General features: G+C 56.5%; 15 protein-coding genes. 7 read left to right on the top strand and 8 right to left on the bottom strand.

Annotation, left to right across the window (positions count from 1 at the left end):
• Positions 1–63 precede the first annotated feature (63 nt).
• The 6 genes from V1603_RS03315 to V1603_RS03290 all read right to left on the bottom strand — a co-directional run bounded on the left by V1603_RS03315 (position 64) and on the right by V1603_RS03290 (position 5,745).
• Entirely contained in the window at positions 64–1,704 is a 1,641-nt protein-coding gene (locus V1603_RS03315) for a ShlB/FhaC/HecB family hemolysin secretion/activation protein (RefSeq protein ID WP_395313490.1), read from the bottom strand.
• A gap of 237 nt (positions 1,705–1,941) precedes the next feature.
• Complete coding sequence (locus tag V1603_RS03310; protein WP_395313489.1) at positions 1,942–2,895, bottom strand: GlxA family transcriptional regulator; 954 nt, start codon at positions 2,893–2,895, stop codon at positions 1,942–1,944.
• Positions 2,896–2,921: 26 nt separating this feature from the next.
• Entirely contained in the window at positions 2,922–3,701 is a 780-nt protein-coding gene (locus V1603_RS03305; RefSeq protein ID WP_395313488.1) for an MBL fold metallo-hydrolase, read from the bottom strand.
• Positions 3,702–3,823: 122 nt separating this feature from the next.
• The gene (gene nlpA, locus V1603_RS03300; RefSeq protein ID WP_028014989.1) at positions 3,824–4,624 is read right to left on the bottom strand and encodes a lipoprotein NlpA; all 801 of its coding nucleotides are present in this window, start codon (positions 4,622–4,624) and stop codon (positions 3,824–3,826) included.
• A gap of 305 nt (positions 4,625–4,929) precedes the next feature.
• Positions 4,930–5,196: an antitoxin gene (locus V1603_RS03295; protein ID WP_080329791.1), complete on the bottom strand. Its 267-nt coding sequence runs from the start codon at positions 5,194–5,196 to the stop codon at positions 4,930–4,932.
• 129 nt (positions 5,197–5,325) lie between these two features.
• The gene (locus tag V1603_RS03290) at positions 5,326–5,745 is read right to left on the bottom strand and encodes a GNAT family N-acetyltransferase (protein WP_320720584.1); all 420 of its coding nucleotides are present in this window, start codon (positions 5,743–5,745) and stop codon (positions 5,326–5,328) included.
• 139 nt (positions 5,746–5,884) lie between these two features.
• Here V1603_RS03290 and V1603_RS03285 point away from each other — a divergent pair, with 139 nt between their 5' ends.
• Entirely contained in the window at positions 5,885–6,181 is a 297-nt protein-coding gene (locus V1603_RS03285; RefSeq protein ID WP_116342900.1) for a YicS family protein, read from the top strand.
• A gap of 45 nt (positions 6,182–6,226) precedes the next feature.
• Here V1603_RS03285 and V1603_RS03280 read toward each other — a convergent pair whose 3' ends face one another.
• Entirely contained in the window at positions 6,227–7,177 is a 951-nt protein-coding gene (locus V1603_RS03280; protein WP_061096675.1) for a LacI family DNA-binding transcriptional regulator, read from the bottom strand.
• Between the two features lie 293 nt (positions 7,178–7,470).
• On the opposite strand from V1603_RS03280, the gene V1603_RS03275 reads away from it, so the two are divergent.
• The 6 genes from V1603_RS03275 (at position 7,471) to V1603_RS03250 (ending at position 13,824) form a co-directional block, all read left to right on the top strand.
• Positions 7,471–7,785 (top strand): PTS sugar transporter subunit IIB, encoded by a 315-nt coding sequence (locus tag V1603_RS03275; RefSeq protein WP_116342898.1) that lies wholly within the window; start codon positions 7,471–7,473, stop codon positions 7,783–7,785.
• Positions 7,786–7,796: 11 nt separating this feature from the next.
• Entirely contained in the window at positions 7,797–9,122 is a 1,326-nt protein-coding gene (locus tag V1603_RS03270) for a PTS sugar transporter subunit IIC (protein WP_116342896.1), read from the top strand.
• A 17-nt stretch (positions 9,123–9,139) separates the two neighbouring features.
• Complete coding sequence (locus V1603_RS03265) at positions 9,140–10,516, top strand: glycoside hydrolase family 1 protein (RefSeq protein ID WP_192984162.1); 1,377 nt, start codon at positions 9,140–9,142, stop codon at positions 10,514–10,516.
• 5 nt (positions 10,517–10,521) lie between these two features.
• The gene (locus V1603_RS03260; RefSeq protein WP_192845932.1) at positions 10,522–10,824 is read left to right on the top strand and encodes a PTS lactose/cellobiose transporter subunit IIA; all 303 of its coding nucleotides are present in this window, start codon (positions 10,522–10,524) and stop codon (positions 10,822–10,824) included.
• Positions 10,825–10,960: 136 nt separating this feature from the next.
• Positions 10,961–12,340 carry a carbohydrate porin gene (locus V1603_RS03255; protein WP_395313487.1) on the top strand — a complete coding sequence of 460 codons (1,380 nt, stop codon included), beginning with the start codon at positions 10,961–10,963 and terminating at the stop codon, positions 12,338–12,340.
• A gap of 578 nt (positions 12,341–12,918) precedes the next feature.
• On the top strand, positions 12,919–13,824 hold the full coding sequence (locus V1603_RS03250) for an EamA family transporter (RefSeq protein ID WP_395313486.1): 906 nt from the start codon (positions 12,919–12,921) through the stop codon (positions 13,822–13,824).
• Positions 13,825–13,873: 49 nt separating this feature from the next.
• On the opposite strand, the gene nepI is transcribed toward V1603_RS03250, so the two are convergent.
• On the bottom strand, positions 13,874–15,064 hold the full coding sequence (gene nepI, locus V1603_RS03245) for a purine ribonucleoside efflux pump NepI (RefSeq protein ID WP_192984167.1): 1,191 nt from the start codon (positions 15,062–15,064) through the stop codon (positions 13,874–13,876).
• Positions 15,065–15,068 lie beyond the last annotated feature (4 nt).

The raw sequence follows: 15,068 nt of genomic DNA, 5'->3' as shown, positions 1-15,068 counted from the left end.
AGCTGATCAGACGCTGCGAGAAGCGAACGGGAGGGTGACGGGTATCCATAGTCGTAGAGTCTCTTAAAGCATAAAGGCAATGCGCCAGTTAACGCTCACATGATCCGGGCCGAGCCAGTCGGGATAGTGCAGCGGCGTGCCGACTGAAACCTGGCTGCTGTACCAGCGCCCAGCGCTGCTCAGCCCCACAGAGGCACCCCATAACGTGCCGGAGGCAAAGCGGTCCTGACTGTCTTTTTCCAGCCAGCCGCCGTCAACGGCGACCGTGGCGCTCACCGCGCCAATCACCGGGAGGGTGAAGAGGGAATATCCCAGCTCGTTACGCCAGTAGCCGCCGTTATCCCCGGACAGATACTGCTCTTTAAAACCGCGCACGGAGCTTTCGCCGCCGAGCGTCAGACGCTCGGAGCCGTACAGCCGGTCAGGCGACCACTGGCCGTAGGCGCTGGTCAGCCACCAGGCGTTACGGGCTATCGGACGCTGGAAGCTGGCGTTCAGGCTCCATTTGCGGAATTCAGCCCGCGGCATATCGCCGGATTTATCTTCGTCGGTTTCGGCATTGAACCACGGCATGCCGTGGCTCCAGGTCGGGTTGAAGGTCGCGACGCCGCCCAGCATTTTTTGCGTGTGGGTAACCCCCAGGATCAGGCTGGAGAGATTGCGCGTGCTGCTCTGAAGCGGCGCGTCGTTGAGCCAGTTGCGGCTTGAACGCTGAACCACGCCTGCCGCGATGCCGGTTTTCACATCCCCGTTGCGGAAAACCACCCACGACGCGTTGAGGCGGTGGGTTTTGGTATCGCCCGTAGAGAGCCAGTTGAACCCCTGGTTATTGATGGTGGTTCGGTAGTTGCTCCAGGCATAGCTGTAGTCCAGCAGGCCGTAGCCAAACGGCACGCTGACGCCCGCCTGGAAATTCTGCGCATCGTACGCGCTGGCAAAATCACTGCTGCGCCCGCCGCTGACAAACCATTTATCCGCCAGCCCCAGCATATTATTGGCGGTGAGCACGCCATTAAGTTGCTCTTCACCGGTGCTCTTCTGCCCGCTATTATCCAGGCTTACCGATGCACTTAACGGAAATTCCGGTTTTGCCGTGAGATTAACAATCGAATATCCTTGCTGGGTTCCCGGAAGAATTTCTATCTGAACCGGCTCGGCGCGCAAACGGTTTATTTGCTCCATGCCCTGTTCGATGTCGCGTAAATTAAGGATGCGTCCCACCCGTCCCGGAAACGCCATTTTCAGCATCCGCGGCGTTTCACCTTCCAGGCGAATCGCTTCCAGCCGGCCTTCCAGCACGACAATATTCAGCTGGCCCCCGGAGAGATCCTGCTCGGTAAGAAAGGCGCGGCTGGTGATATATCCCCGGCTGATATACCAGTCAGAAATATGGGCCAGAAGCTCCGTTATTTTCGCCATATCCAGACACTGTCCTTGCCACGGCGCAACAAGGTTATGCTGGTTTTTGGGAGAGATTAAGGTCGCGCCGGAAAGCGTAATGCTGTTAATGGTGAAACAGGGCCCGGAGCCTGTGACAGGCCCTGGTCTGGCAGGTTCGGGGAGGGGAATACTCCGCTCCAGCTCGTCACGCTGCTGCTGGTTTTGAAGTAAAAGCTGCTGCTGTTGCTGTTGGATAGCATCGCGATCCGCTGGAGACAGCGGTGCAGCGTTAGCGCTCGCTGAAAATAGCGCAGCCAGGAACATAGCAATAGCATAATTTCTAAATGAAATTATTTTATTTTTTATTTTAGACGTGTTCATCCATGCCACAAAATTAAGACGCAATTATAATTTGTACAATATAAGAGCATTCTTAAGGCGAGTATATCTAATTTAAGTTATGGCATCTTAAAAAAGATTATTTTAGAAGCGTAAGAAGTCACTTAACAAAAAAAAAGAAATGTTTAACTAACCCTTAAATCTTAAGTTAGCTGCAATGCATTAAATATGCAGACGGAATGTTTTCCGCCACTCAGCAGGGCTCACCCCAAAGCGCGCCTTAAACTGCTGCCGCCAGGTGACGGCGGAATTAAATCCCACCAGCTCCGCCACGCTCTCAACGGGCATATTTCCGGCTTCAAGCAAAATCTGGCTGCGCCGCAGGCGTTCGGCGGTAAGCCAGTCGGCGACGCTCATGCCCGTGGCTTTAATAAAATGGCGGGTCAGCGTGCGGCGGCTCATCGAAACCACCTCCGCCAGCGAGTCCAGGCTATGCGGTTCGGTAATGTGCTGCTGCAGATAGTCGATCAAGCAGTTAATACGTGCGTCACGGGTATCTTTCGGTACCGGCTGGGCGATGAACTGCGCCTGCCCGCCCTCGCGGTGCGGCGGTACAATCATCCGGCGGGCAATCTGGTTGGCGACCACGCTGCCAAAGCGCTGGCGAATAATATACAGGCAGCAGTCCAGCGCGGCTGCGGTACCGGCAGAGGTGATGATATTGCCGTCATCCACGTAGAGGGCATTGATATCCAGCTCGACGTTCGGGAAGAGCGACTGGAACTGACGTTCAAATTCCCAGTGGGTGGCGGCCCGTTTACCGTCGAGGATCCCCGCCCAGGCCAGCACAAAAGACCCCAGACATAGCCCGACGATTTCTGCGCCGCGATCTCTCGCCTGTACCAGGCTGTCTAGCAGCGTCTGAGGCGGACGCTCAAGGACGTGCTGCCAGTAGGGAACGACAACAATATCGGCCTGCCCGATGGCGATGTAATCCTGCGTGGCATTGAGGGCGAACCCGTCTTTTGATGTAAGAAACCCCGGCGTTTCGGCACAGATCGTCACATTAAAGCGCTTTTCGCCGGAGACCGAATCGCCAAACAGAATACAGGGAACGGAGTAGTGGAACGGGCTGAACCCGTCTACCGCGACAATCGCGACGTTGATTAGCGACATCTGTCTCTCCTTTCCCGTTAACGCACTCAGAATATAACGGTTTCGCCATCCTGGGGAATGCTCACCGCATCGCTCACCTGGTTGGCTTCAACGTACTCACGCAGCGCGCTGCGGGTCAACAGGCAGTGGTTAATCGCCTCCATATGGCTCGCCACAATGTTGGCCTGCGGCAGCAGGAAATGAACGTTGAGCACATCTTCCTGCCCCATAATAATGGGCCCAAAGCCGATGACGTGGGCATAGCCGGCGTTCAGTACCACTACATCCGGCTGGTGCTTTTGCAGATCGGCCGCCACCTCACCACGCCAGATGGTATCCCCGGCAAGATAGAGCGTCTTCTCCTCGGGATGACGCAGCACCACGCCACAGGCCTCGCCCAGCCGCTCCGCCAGCTCCGGTACGGCGTAAGCGCGGTCGGTACCGTGCTGGCCGCCGTGGGTTTTCGTAATCTGAATATCGCCAAAGGTGGTCGCGTCGGTCATGACCGTCAGGTTGCTAAACCCCTGGCTGCGCAGCAGCGCGGCGTCACGATCGTTTTGCACGTAGATCGGTTTATCTTTGGCGATCAGCTCTGCTGCGGCGCGATCCCAGTGATCATCATGTGTATGAGTGACGATCACCGCGTCGACGTCCAGCAGCGTGTTGACGTCAACGGGGAGTTCGACCGTCGGGTTACGGATATCGGCATGCGCCGTGCCGGGAAAGCCCGGATAAGCGCCCTTCGGGGCCAGCATCGGGTCGATTAAAAGACGTTTTCCGGCGTAGGTAATCAGCTGGGTGGCGTTGCGAATGTGGGTAATGTTCATGGGCTATCCTCCGGTTGGTGTGATAAGGAGGATAGCCAGCCGTCGCCGGTAACGCTGTGGGTTAAAGGGCGATTACCGATGGAATCGGGCCAATTTAATCACCGCGTTTTCTGCCGGTTCCTTTACCAGCCCGGCACCGCCCCGCCGTTAAAGATCGTCTCCGCCGCTTTCGCCACTTCCGGTGACTGATAGGACTGGATAAACGCCTTCACGTTCTCCGCGTCTTTGTTGTCTTCGCGCGTCACCACGATATTCACGTACGGCGAGTTTTTATCTTCAATAAAGACGCTGTCATGCACCGGCGACAGCCCGGTTTGCTGAATATAGGTGGTGCTGATGATGGCGACATCCACTTTCGGATCGTCCAGCACGCGCGGCAACTGTGCCCCTTCCAGCTCCATAATTTTCAGCTGTTTAGGGTTGGCGGTAATATCCAGCGCCGTCGGCAGCAGCCCGGTGTCCGGCTTCAGGGTGATGAGCTTCTCTTTTTGCAGCAGCAGCAGCGCGCGGCCAAGGTTGGTCGGATCGTTTGGAATGGCGATAGTCGCCCCGTCCTTCAGGTCAGACACGGATTTGATTTTACGGGAATAGCCGGCCATCGGGAAAACGAAGGTGTTCGCCACGGCCACCAGCTTGTAGCCATGCGCCTTGTTATCTTCTGCAAGGAACGGGCGGTGCTGAAAGACGTTGGCATCCAGCTCTCCCTGATTTGTGGCATCGTTAGGCAACAGCGAGCCGCTGAACCCTACCAGCTCCACGTCTAGGCCATATTTCTCTTTCGCCACCTTTTTGGCGACTTCCGCCACGTCCTGTTCCGCGCCGTTGATGACGCCCACTTTAATGTGTTTGGCATCGCTGCCACTTTGATCGCACCCTGCCAACAGCAGGCCAGCGAGTACCAGTGCACCTAATCGACGTTTCACGAGACAGTTCCTTTTGCTGAATGGTGTAGTGACTATATCGACAACGAGGCGGTGAAATAAAAAACGAAAAAGAATCAATAAGAAGGATAAGTTATATGCGAGTATCGCCGGGTGGCGCTGCGCTTACCCGGCATCAGGGATCACGACGTTGTCGTCCAGTCCTCGACGGCAAGCTCCTGCACCATTCTGAATGCACGATCGTTTGTCACAATCGTTGTCCCCCGGAGTCAGGCATGTCATTCTGCTTACAACCTCCGGGTGTCGTTTAAACAAGTGGCTCACGATATTCGTATCCAGCATATGCCTCATGAACAGGCTCCATCCAGAGGGTCTCTTGTCGTAACACTCTGATTGCGCTCCTCTTTGCTCAGAAACGAATCCGGTACGTCTGTAACTGCCAGCAGGCGGAAAAAATTATCCCAACTCTTTGTCTGAACAGGTTTTGCCGCCAAAACGACATTCCCCTCCTCATCCCGCCGGATGTAGACGCTCTCCGTATCAAACGCGAATTCAGCAGGCAGCATCACCGCCTGATTCCGCCCCTTTTTGAAGAGTTTTGCTGTCCGTTCCATTGACATCTCCATGCTTTATTTAACCAGGCCAAAGCATGCGCCAGGGCCTGAAAAGAAGACAAGCAGCACGCTTCAAATTAGGAAAGCGACTCGCAATAAATAGCAGAATCCATAATCACCGCAGCGGACTTAAAGCGCTTTCGCCAGATAATGTCGCTGCATGCCCGGATAAGGATAATCCTGCAAAGACATCTGCAACTGGTACCCCTGTTTTTCATAAAACGGGCGCGCCTGGAAGCTGACGGTATCCACCAGCGCGTGCTTGCAGCCTTTGCGTCTGGCTTCCTCTTCTGCCGTTCTGATGAGCTGGCTGCCCACGCCGGTACCTCGCACGGTGTCGCTCACCCAGAGATAGTCGATATTAAGCCAGTCGCCTTTACGCACGCCGATTAACCCGCCCAGCATTGCGCCATTATCGTCACGCACGTAAACCCCAACGTCGCCGCTAAAATTTGTCAGATCGAGAAACTGCCCGTTAAAAGCCCTCAGACCCGTCAGTAACTCCTCTTTCTCCTGCGTCGTGACATTATCAGTAATGCTCAGGTGCATATTTTTCTCCTTATTTTTTCTGCCGTTTCACTATCGCATACCCACACTCTGGAGAAAATTCATACTTTCGACTGGCGTCGCGACACTAAATGTAACGATATATTTCATGGGAAGCCTGTGACTTCTCAAGGGGGTTTTGATGAAAGCTGCACACCTGGTCTGCCTGCTGGTTTGTCTGCTCTTCGCCGCGTTTGTCCATGCTCAGGAAAAAGACGATCCGGCAAAGGATGCACAAATAAAACAGCAGGTTCTGAAAGATGTGAAGAAAGCCTGTACGCCGCAGAAAAAGCAGAGCGATAAGGCCTGGCAGGGAATGATTTTGTCTTCAGAGGCCAACCAGCTGCTGATCAAAAATGCCGTTACCGCCGTGAAGCGCGACAACCTTGACGCCTACTGGGATGCAGTAAGTCAGGTGGATTGCATGGAGGATTATTGAGTTCTCGCCGGGTGGCGCTGCGCTTACCCGGCCTGGAAAACGTTTTTAACGCTTCCGCACGTCCGGAATGATGAGATCCCCGCGCAGAACATAGGACCCGAGCATCTGCGTTTTCTCCGTCAGCCAGCTCACGATGCGTGCCGCCATCGCGTCCATGGAATATTCAATGGCCGGGATCACCGGAATACCCGGCAGGTGCAGCGATCCGGCAAGACTGAAGACCATGATGTCTTCCGGCACCGATTTATTAAACGCCTGCAGCTGCGGGATCACCCGCTGAGCTTCCTGCTCGTCCGCTACCAGCAGCGCGTTGAAATTCAGGGTGCTGGCGTTGTTAAGCAGCTCCTGCAGCGCAACGGACGAGGAGGTCGCGTCCATAAAGACGAGGTTGCGATTAAAGGGCAGGAAATTTTTCTCCAGCGCGTGCTTGTAGCCAAGCAGCACCTGGTCGGCAAACCCGCTGCCGTGGGGGTGGATCAGGGCAATCTGGCGTCGCCCCTGGCTGGTGAGGTAGTTACAGGCGGTTTCGGCGGCAAAAGCGTGGTCGAACTGGATGCTGTTGGAATTATCAGCCTCCATGCAGTCCACCAGGATGACGTTTTCCATATCCACGTCCAGCGGGAAACGGGCACCAATCACCAGGATGTCGTCACACAGGCCGCAGGAGAGTTCTTCGAGAGCGTTCATCACTTCCGCTTTGCTATGCGCGAAGCGCAGCAGCAGGTGTTTTTGATGCTGGCTGAGCTGTTTTTCCAGCGCGTACAGATACCCGGTGGTCTGGTTAATGTTTTCCTGCGCGCAGATCACCCCAATGCAGCCCGTCGACTGGCTCAGCAGCGACTGGGCAATCACGTTGGGACGATAGTTCAGCTCATCCACCGCCTTCAGCACGGCCTGACGGCTGGCTTCCTTAACGCCACGTGACCCACTCAACACTCGCGATACCGTGGCTTTAGACACCCCGGCCAGACGTGATACATCATTGATTGTCGACATCTCTTTCCCCTGGCAGGCTAACCTCGCGCCTGCAAATTCCATCACCGCTACGGCTCACATTATAGCCAGAACGGAGTATATCCGTTTCCGTTTTTCATGGAAACCGAATTTCCGTTTCCACTCAAAATGACGCAAATACAGCCAAATTATGTGACCCACATCCGGTTAATTAGCCTCATAAGTAAGGGATCTTGATGATTGTCACACTTCTGTCTTTTATAAATGGAAACCGGTTTCCGTATCATGTCCAATCACTCTCGCAATAACTTTTTACATTTAGAGGATGGTTGTCGATGTTCAAGATTATGCTGTGCTGCTCTGCCGGGATGTCCACCAGCCTGTTGGTCAGCAAAATGGTCGATGTCGCGAAAGAACGTGGTGTTCCGGTAAAGATTGATGCGTACGGTGTTTCCGAATTTGATACGCAGTTTCCGCAATATCAGGTGGTACTTCTCGGACCGCAAGTGAAATACATGTTACAGACACTCTCAGACAAGGCGGCTACGAAAGGCATTCCGGTGCAGCCCATCGACATGATGGACTACGGCATGCAGCGTGGCGATAAAGTACTGGACTATGCTCTGTCGCTCATCAAAGCGGCACACTAAAAGGTGTTCACATGAGTTCGTTATATCAATCCATGGTCGCGGTGATTGAGCAGTCAATTACCCCGCTGGCCGCGAAGCTGGGTCAGCAAAAGTATGTGATTGCCATCCGCGACGGCTTTACCGCCGCGCTGCCGTTTATGATCATCGGCTCGTTTATGCTGGTGTTCATCTTCCCGCCGTTCTCGGCGGATACCACCAATAGCTTCGCCCGCGGCTGGCTGGATTTCTCCCAGACCTACCGCGAACAGCTGATGCTGCCGTTTAACCTCAGCATGGGCGTGATGACCTTCTTCATCTCGGTGGGGATTGGGGCGAGCCTGGGGCGTCAGTTTAACCTCGACCCGGTGATGTCCGGCCTGCTGGCCTTTATGGCCTTCCTGCTGGTCGCCGCGCCGTATGCCGACGGCAAAATCTCGACCCAGTATCTCTCCGGCCAGGGCATCTTCACCGCGCTTATCACCGCAATCTACTCCACCCGCGTCTATGCGTGGCTGAAGCAGAACAACGTGACCATCCGCCTGCCGAAGGAAGTGCCAACCGGCGTGGCGCGCTCGTTCGAAATCCTCATCCCGGTGATGGTGGTGATTGGTACCCTGCACCCGCTGAACCTGTTCATAGAAGCGCAGACCGGAATGATTATCCCGCAGGCGATTATGCACCTGCTGGAACCGCTGGTGTCCGCGTCTGACTCCCTGCCCGCGATTCTGCTCTCCGTGCTGCTGTGCCAGATCTTCTGGTTTGCCGGTATCCACGGCTCGCTGATCGTCACCGGCATCATGAACCCGTTCTGGATGGCAAACCTCTCCGCAAACCAGGCGGCACTGGCCGCTGGCGCAGCGCTGCCGCACGTTTACCTGCAGGGCTTCTGGGATCACTACCTGCTGATTGGCGGCGTAGGCTCCACGCTGCCGCTGGCGTTCCTGCTGCTGCGCAGCCGCGCCACGCATTTGCGCACCATCGGCAAAATGGGCATTGTGCCGAGCTTCTTTAACATCAATGAGCCGATTCTGTTCGGCGCGCCGATCATCATGAACCCGATGCTGTTTATCCCGTTCGTGTTTGTTCCGCTGGTCAACGCCTGCCTGGCGTACGGCGCAACCAAACTCGGCTGGCTGGCACAGGTTGTGTCGTTGACCCCGTGGACCACCCCCGCGCCGATTGGTGCCTCGTGGGCGGCAAACTGGGCGCTCAGTCCGGTGATCATGTGCCTGGTCTGTATGGTGATGTCCGCGCTGATGTACCTGCCGTTCCTGCGCGCCTATGAGCGTACGCTGATGAAAAACGAAGAGCAGAAAGCCCAGGCAACCGTCGGTACCGCTGAAGCCGCAAGTAATTAAGTCAAAGAGGAAAGGACATGAAATACGCATTTCCCGATAACTTCTGGTGGGGCAGCGCAAGCTCCGCTCTCCAGACCGAAGGGGCAAGAGAGGGAGAAACCACGTGGGATTACTGGTTTGCCCGCGAGCCAAACCGTTTTCACAACGGCGTGGGGCCGCAGCAGACCTCCACGTTTTATCAGCACTGGAAAACGGACATTCAGCTGTTAAAGCAGCTGAACCACAACAGCTTTCGCACCTCGATTAGCTGGGCGCGCCTGATCCCCGACGGTATCGGTGAAGTGAATCCGGAAGCGGTCGATTTTTACAATCAGGTCATTGATGAGCTGAATGAACAGGGCATCACGCCGTTTATGACCCTGTTCCATTTCGACATGCCGATGGCGATGCAGGAGATTGGCGGCTGGGAAAACCGCGACGTGGTGGAGGCTTACGCCCGCTATGCGCAGATCTGCTTCGAGCTGTTCGGCGATCGCGTGTTGCACTGGTTTACCTTCAACGAGCCGATTGTCCCGGTGGAAGGCGGTTATCTGTACGACTTCCACTACCCGAACGTGGTGGATTTTCGCCGGGCAGCCACCGTGGCGTATCACACCGTGCTGGCCCATGCGAAGGCGGTTCAGGCCTACCGCGCCGGGCATTACGCCGGGGAAATTGGCATCGTGCTGAACCTGACGCCGTCCTATCCGCGCTCGCAGAACCCGGCGGACGTGAAGGCGGCGCACATCGCGGACCTGATGTTTAACCGCAGCTTCCTCGACCCGGTGCTGCGCGGCGAATACCCGGCGGACCTGGTGGCGCTGCTGAAGGCTTACGATCAGCTGCCTGCCTGCAGGCCGGAAGACAGCGCTCTGATTGCGGAAGGGAAAATCGACCTGCTCGGCGTGAACTACTATCAGCCGCGTCGCGTAAAGTGTCGCGACAGCGCGGTGAACCCGCAGGCGCCGTTTATGCCGGAGTGGTTCTTTGATAGCTACGAGATGCCGGGCCGCAAGATGAACCCGTACCGCGGCTGGGAAATCTATGAGCCGGGTATTTACGATATTCTGGTTAACCTGCGCGACAATTACGGCAACCCTCGCTGCTTTATTTCTGAAAACGGCATGGGCGTCGAAAATGAGCAGCGCTTTATTGAAAACGGCCAGATTAACGATCGGTACCGCATTGAGTTTATTTCCGAGCATTTAGCGTGGCTGCATAAAGGGATTAGCGAAGGGTGCAATTGTCTTGGCTACCATATGTGGACGTTTATTGATAACTGGTCGTGGTGCAATGCCTATAAAAATCGCTACGGATTTATCCAGCTCGATTTAGAGACGCAGCAGCGCACCATTAAGAAAAGCGGAGAGTGGTTTGCCGCCACCGCCTTAAATAATAGTTTTGAAAAAGAGTAATAATGATGATCGCACTAGAAGAAGCCGTAATGGAAATTATCGTCAATGCCGGACAGTCACGCAGTCTGTGCTTTGAAGCGCTGCACGCGGCGCGTCAGGGCAACTTTGACGAGGCCAAAAGCCTGCTGCGCGAAGCCGACGGCTACTCGCGCCAGGCGCACAAGATGCAGACCAAACTGATCGAGCAGGATGCAGGCGAAGGCCGCCAGCCGATGACGTTAATCATGGTGCACGCGCAGGATCATTTAATGAATTCTTTATTAGCGCGTGAACTGTCCGAAGAAATTATTCATTTATATCAGAGATAGTCTATGGCGAAATAATTAATGTAATACCTCTGTACCCTAAATAGAGATCCACTTGTTCTGATGATAGCGACATACTCTGTCAGATCGGAGCGGGATGGTTATTGTCTGAATAAAATTAAACTATATTGAGATAACCATGAATACGATTAAAAAACTTCCATTAACCATGGCGGTTATCGCCGCGCTTTGCCCAATTTCCGTGCTCGCACAAGAATTTACCCAGGAGCAAATCGACGCCATTGTGGCGAAAGCGGTGGATAAAGCCCTGGCGGAGCGTCAGGCCAAAATGGATGCGGCGGTCGCGAAAAAAGCGGACATCGTGACCGAGCCGCAAAGCACGGCGCAATCCCCGGATATGGCGATCCCGTTCGGCGTGAAATTTACCGGCTACGCCCGCTACGGCGCGCACTTCCAGGCCGCCGATCAGAAATACGTGGCGGTGGATGGCTCCTACAACGGCGCGTCAGCGATTGGTCGTCTGGGCAACGAAGGTAACGGCGGGGAATTCCAGCTCTCCAAGGCCTTCAAGGGTGACAACGGCGCCATCTGGGACATCAACGTGATGATCGACCACTGGGGCGACGAAGTTAACCTGAAAAAAGCCTACGCGGGGGTGACCAACATTATGGCCTCCAATCCGAACGCCTATTTCTGGGCCGGTCGTGACTTCCACCAGCGTCCGCAGCAGGGCATCAACGACTACTTCTGGATGAACCACGACGGCCAGGGCGCCGGGGTGAAGAACTTCGACATCGGCGGCGTGCAGTTTGACGTGGCCGCCGTGGCGGCGGTGGAATCCTGTAGCCCGGAAGTGATGGAAGATGAAGCCAACCCGTCGCGCATCACCTGTACCGGCGGTTCCGGGACGGGCGATAAAGGCAACTACGCCGCAACCTCGAAAATCCACGGCATGAAGCTCGGTCCGATCGACATGGAGCTGTACGCCAACTACGGCTTTGACTCCAAAGCGGTGGAGAGCGACGAGCGTCTGAACGCCTGGCAGGGCGGCGTGGTGCTGAGCCACACTAACGACAGCGGCGTGAACAAGGTGATTGCCCGCTACTCCGATAACGCGGACAACAGCGTGTTCAACAAAACCGAGGATCTGACCACGGTCTACGCCAGCTTCGAAGGGCTGTACAAATTCACCCAGGCGACGCAGGTGGAATACATCCTCGCCTTCCACGACTACGACAACAGCCGCGATAAGACCGACAACCGCAAGAACTACAACGCCATCGTGCGCCCGATGCACTGGTGGAACGACGTTCACTCCACCTGGCTGGAAGCGGGCTGGCAGCACGTTGACTACGACAACGGCGGCGACAACAAGGGCTGGAAGCTGACCCTGTCGCAGAACATGTCTATCGCCATGGGGCCGGAGTTCCGCCCGATGCTGCGCTTCTACGTGACCGGCGGCAAAGTGGACAACGAACGCACCGCGCGCGTGAACAATACCAAAGACGAAACGCTCGACGACTTCAACGTCGGCGCGATGTGGGAGGCGTGGTTCTAAGGTAAAAGCAAAACGGCAACGCAACGTTGCCGTTTTTAGTGTTTGCTCCCTCTCCCCGTGGGCTGAGGGATCCCCACAAAATAATGTTTGCATGGACGACCCCCTCTCCCTTGAGGGAGAGGGCTGGGGTGAGGGGGAACATACGGCTCTGGTGGTCATTTCGTTCACTTTATGTTCCTTGCTACTCTGTGATTTCTGTACCGGTGAACGTGCCAGGGCGGCTCAATCGCCACCGCCCTGGCGACCCGGGCTCCCGGCGGTAAATCGCCGCTTCGCGGTGCCCTCAGCTTATTCCTTCAGGCTATCGGGTCGGGCATGAGCCTGCATCCCTGCAGGCCACGCCCTCTCGGCGCATCCCTGCGCCTCGCCCCGGCCTTACGGAAACGCTTCGGCGATTTACAGCCGGACCAGGGCATCGCTGAAAGCTTTAACTCGTTCTGAAACAACATTATTGCTTCTGCTTAAAAATTACTGGGGATTCCTCAGCCCTGTGGGAGAGGGCCGGGGTGAGGACATCAGGCCGCACACAACCATGCTATGCTGTTGACCGAATTAACGACAACATAACAGGGGAGAACATGGGTTCCACACGCAAAGGGATGCTGAACGTCCTGATTGCCGCCGTTTTATGGGGCAGCTCAGGAGTTTGCGCGCAGTACATCATGGAGAAAAGCCACATTTCTTCGCCTTACCTGACCATGGTTCGCCTGCTGTTTACCGGCGTGATCCTCCTGACGCTCTCCTTCGTTCACGGCGACAAGATTTTCTCGGTCATCAAAAACCGCAAGGACGCCCTCAGCCTGCTGTTTTTCTCGCTGGTCGGCGCGCTCACCGTGCAGCTCACTTTCCTGCTGACGATTGAAAAATCCAACGCGGCGACCGCTACCGTGCTGCAGTTTCTGTCACCGACCATCATTGTGGCGTGGTTCGCCCTGGCGCGGAAAAAGCGTCCCGGCGTATTTGTCCTGTCAGCGATTTTTACGTCGTTGATCGGCACTTTCCTGCTGGTGACCCACGGCGACCCGACCTCGCTCTCCATCTCCCCTGCCGCGCTGTTCTTCGGTATCGCCTCGGCGTTTGCCGCCGCGTTTTATACGACCTATCCGTCGACGCTGATCGCCCGCTACGGCACGCTGCCGATTGTCGGCTGGAGCATGCTGATTGCCGGATTGATGCTGACGCCGTTCTACGCCGGGCGCGGCACCACTTTCGTGATTGACGGCGGCCTGCTGCTGGCGTTTTTCTATCTGGTGGTGATTGGCACGGCGCTGACGTTCAGCCTGTACCTGAAAGGCGCGCAGATGATTGGCGGACCGAAGGCGAGCATTCTGAGCTGCGCCGAGCCGCTGAGCAGCGCGCTGCTGTCGGTGATTTTGCTGGGCGTGGCATTCACCCTGCCGGACTGGCTGGGGACGCTGCTGATTGTGTCGTCGGTGGTGCTGATTTCGATGGATTCGCGAAGACGGGTTCAGACATCGGCGTAGCCTGATGCCCTCACCCCGGCCCTCTCCCACCGGGAGAGGGAGAAAAGCACTACTTCGCCTTAACCTTCCCCGCCACCAGCAGCGCCGTCAGCAGCATCAGCGTACCGGAAATCACCAGCGGTGACGTCAGCCCCAGATGGTCAAGCGCCACGCCGCCAATGGCCGCGCCGCAGGTGTTCGCCAGCTGGATTACCGCCACCTGAATCGACCCGGCTTTTTCCGCCTGATCGGCCAGAGAGCGGGTGATCCACGTCGACCAGCCCACCGGCACCAGCGCAAAGGCAAAGCCCCAGATAATCGCGATGGCAGACGCCACCCACTTATCGCTGCCCCACAGCACCAGCACCGTGGCGCTCGCCGCCAGCACCAGCGGCGCGCCCGCCAGCGCCACCTTCAGGGAGCGTTTCAGGAACTGCGACGACAGCGAGGTGCCGACAAAGCTGGCGATACCGAAGCTCAGCAGCACCAGCGTCAGGCCGTCAACGTCAAAACCCGCCATGGTCATGTACACCGGGCGGATATAGGTGAAGAAGGCAAACTGCCCGGCAAAGGCCATGAAGATAGCGGTCATCCCCGCCAGCACGCCAGGGCGCTTGAGCAGCGCGAACATGTTCTGCTTATGGTGCGCTGCTTCGCCCGGCAGCGACGGCAGCGCTTTCCACACCCAAATGATACAGAGCAGGCCCATTACTGCCGCGGCGTTAAAGACGTTACGCCAGCCGATAATCCCACCGAGGAAGCTGCCCAGCGGCGCGGCAATAACCAGCGCGATGGAGACCGCACCGAAGATAACGGAAAGCGCTTTTGGCACCGTGCGCGCGGGCACCAGGCGCATAGTCAGCGAGGCCGACATCGCCCAGAAGCCGCCGAGCCCCAGCCCCAGGCAGGCGCGACCGAGCAACAGCAGGGTGAAGCTTTCCGCGAAGGAGACCAGCAGGCAGGAGAGCGTCAGCAGCACGCTGAACAGAATGACCACTTTACGGCGGTCGATGGTGCCAATCACCTGGGTGATAAACAGGCTGGCGAACATCGCCACGAAGGCGGTGACGGTAACGGACTGCCCCGCCACGCCTTCGGAAATGCCCAGATCCTGCGCCATCGGCGTCAGCAGGCTTACCGGCAGAAACTCAACGGTAATCAGGCAGGCGACGCAGAACGCCACGGAGAAAACCGCCGACCAGTTGGGCCGAGAAACCTCGTTGGTCTGCGGTCTGGTCGTGGGCTGGATATGTTCTGTCATGGCG

Source organism: Enterobacter sp. ECC-219, assembly GCF_043966805.1.
In the GTDB taxonomy this organism is placed as follows: Bacteria; Pseudomonadota; Gammaproteobacteria; order Enterobacterales; family Enterobacteriaceae; genus Enterobacter; species Enterobacter cloacae_N.
The sequence above is the reverse complement of the archived record's forward strand: the minus strand, read 5'-3'. Positions and strand labels throughout refer to the sequence as shown.